Here is a 2,676-nt window from a genome sequence, read left to right as displayed (position 1 = left end):
AAAACATATGGGTCGTCAGTGTGCCGAACCGCTTGCACGGTCCGGGCGTCGGAACGACTTTGCCGCCCGAACCATAACGACCGGTGGGGATAGGGGACGTCGACGATTGAGGTGAGAGCCGCGCATGGGTTTCGGAGGGTGGATGCCCGCCCGCTCCGCCTGCGCCCGCACGTCCGGATCGGGGAACGCTTTCGCGATGTCCATGAAGACACCTGCCAATTGAGGAATGTAGCGGGCCGGGAGACGGCCGATGACCGGGGTTCCGCCATCCGGGCAAGGTTCGATGCGCGGGTCGGTATGATCGACGCGGATCCTGCGTGCACAGACAAACCGCGTCGGCCGGTCAAGCCCGCAGGCCGCGAAATCGGCCTCGACGCTGACCTCGAGACCTCGGTTAGAGCGGGTTGTCGAGGTGGTGCCGTAGGCGATCACAAGTTCTGTCCCGATAGCCTGGAGCACGAGGCAGGGGCGTGCGTACGATGGCCCCTCGCGGCGCGGAAATCGGAAGCAGACGATGTCGCCAGCGTGAAAACGGAAATGGGCATTCGACATGATGAGTCCAACTGAGTTTACGGGGTCGAGAACGGCCCGGCCGCGGAGATGCCGCGGCCGGATCGAGGGCATGGGTTGGGATTTGAAGAGCGGGATAGCCGCCGCGCATCGGCCGGATTGGATCCGGTGATCCCGGTCGCAGGCCACTGCCTCAGAATCGGCTGAGCATTCCGGGGTGCGCGAGGATACGCTCCGCAACGTCGCGTCGATGCGTTTCGTCCTGGACGAGCGCCGTCCTTGCGAGGCGCAGCGCCATCTCCGCGTCGACCTTCCCGATGCCCGCGACAAGGTGCGAGACAGCGGCACCGAGGGCTGCGGCACCGCCGGTGTCGTTCACTGCCACGGCCCGGCGCGGCTTCACCGCCCGATCCGGCCCGAGAGCGAAGACAAACCGCGCGTTGCGCAGCGTGACCAGGTCGCAGACGAGTGCGGTCAGAGCCGCCTCGTCGAAGCGACCATGTTCGGCCACCTCGCCTCCCCCGTTCAGCCAGGCTGTTACGCGACGGGCCTGCGGCGACGTGTCGGCGCCGAGGACCGGCCGGAGTTCGGTCGCCAATACCGTGAGCATCGAACTGAGATGCGTTGCCATATCAGGTGTTCTGGGATCTTCGCCTGCCGCTCCCGCGGGCTTGGTCGTCGAAGTTTGTGTCATGCGGTTCTCCTGGATGATGTTGTGAACAACACCGCCAACCACCCTGGCCCTCCCGGACCGGTCGCGGTGTGAGGTGTCGCAGATCCCACCTCACGCCGCGTCCGGCCCTCGGCCAGCACCTGTTATCCCCCCCCTCGGCCTTGTCGCGATCGCCGGTCTCCGGAAACCGAAAGGGCGACGCCCGTGATCGGCGTCGCGAAACGCTACCGGGTCATGCGGTACGGCCTGTCTTGTCCGCCTTGGCGGAACGCCTGCGATCGATGACGCTCCCGATTTCCGCGGGCCTGAACATCTCATGGCCATCTCCACCGACAAAGAACACACGGCGCACCTCCAGATCGATCTTCGCCAATCGATCCTTGGACCATTGGGATCCGGCCCGCACAAGGCGCACTTCGATGTGATCAATGCCACGGCGGCTCCCGGTCTCGCGCAGCAGCACGAAAGCCCTCAGGTCGTGATGGGCACAACACGTTTGTAGCGCCCGCAGGACTCGTGCGCTGAGCTTCGACCAGGGCTGGTCAGACTGAGCGAGTCCCTCGCTGAGCAGGTCGAGATCAAAGGCAAACATCGGCTTCCGCATCCGCCGCGCGAGCGCAACGAAAGTGTGAATTCGGTAGCCCAGGATCGACGTGAGTTTTGGCAGGATGCTGGCGTCGAGCAATGCGTACCGATTGTCCGCGAGCAGCATGGAGAGCGTCTCATCGCGGAAACGCCAGGCCAGCCACCGGTTGTCGTGAACCAAGAACAGATGGTCGAACAGGCCGGTGTCGCGCAGCGGATCGAGCGCACGAGCGATTGCGCGGTTGTCATTGCTGCTCTCCAGTCCGAACAGGCGACGGGCATCCACACACCGCATGCGGTAGCCTTCCTCAGGCTGGATCATGTCCGGCCGCCACGACTTCAGCCGTCGGCACGTATGATGCAACAGCGCGTGAAGGACGCGATGCACCATCATTTGGGCCGGCAGCGCGGGCGCTCGGGTTTGGATGAAGTAGGCCGACATGCGATACATGTGGTCTGCGGCGATTCCGGTCTCGCAATACGTGACGGCATCGGGGCCGATGTCTTCGATGTCCATGTCTCTCTCCTGTAGGGCCTGTAGGGGCTGGAGAGAAACTGGGTGCGACTGCCAACGAGCCAAAAAGAAAAAATCAGTCGGTGTAGCGCGCTTTCTGGCCCCGTGATGGCGACCCTATCCGCCCGTGAGTTTCAGCGCTTCTCCGGATCGCGATCGGTCAGGTCCGGTTTCCCGCATCGCCCCTCCGGAAACCGGCGTAGGGACCCCGGATCCCTTCCTTGGGACGGAGGCCATCATGCTGATTTGGCGCGGCAAAATGGCTCTGGAAAACAGAACATAGGTATATGGGAACACCTGAAAAGTCCCTACCGGGCGGTTTTTCAGGGATTGAAATGGTGACGTCCCGGTGCGTGGTGTAGCTGTCGGTGGCCATCGGGTTTCTCGGTAGGGT

The 2,676-nt window shown here is 63.6% G+C and carries 3 protein-coding genes; all 3 read right to left on the bottom strand.

From position 1 onward, the window contains the following. Nucleotides 1-15: 15 nt before the first annotated feature. Entirely contained in the window at nucleotides 16-552 is a 537-nt protein-coding gene (locus IE266_RS26665) for a hypothetical protein (protein ID WP_189683172.1), read from the bottom strand. 151 nt (nucleotides 553-703) lie between these two features. Then, nucleotides 704-1,204 (bottom strand): hypothetical protein, encoded by a 501-nt coding sequence (locus IE266_RS26660; RefSeq protein WP_189683171.1) that lies wholly within the window; start codon nucleotides 1,202-1,204, stop codon nucleotides 704-706. Nucleotides 1,205-1,415: 211 nt separating this feature from the next. Then, nucleotides 1,416-2,285 (bottom strand): hypothetical protein, encoded by an 870-nt coding sequence (locus IE266_RS26655; RefSeq protein ID WP_189683170.1) that lies wholly within the window; start codon nucleotides 2,283-2,285, stop codon nucleotides 1,416-1,418. Nucleotides 2,286-2,676: the final 391 nt, after the last annotated feature.

The sequence above is a fragment of the Seohaeicola zhoushanensis genome (assembly GCF_014656415.1).
GTDB lineage: Bacteria > Pseudomonadota > Alphaproteobacteria > Rhodobacterales > Rhodobacteraceae > Seohaeicola_A > Seohaeicola_A zhoushanensis.
The sequence above is the reverse complement of the archived record's forward strand: the minus strand, read 5'-3'. Positions and strand labels throughout refer to the sequence as shown.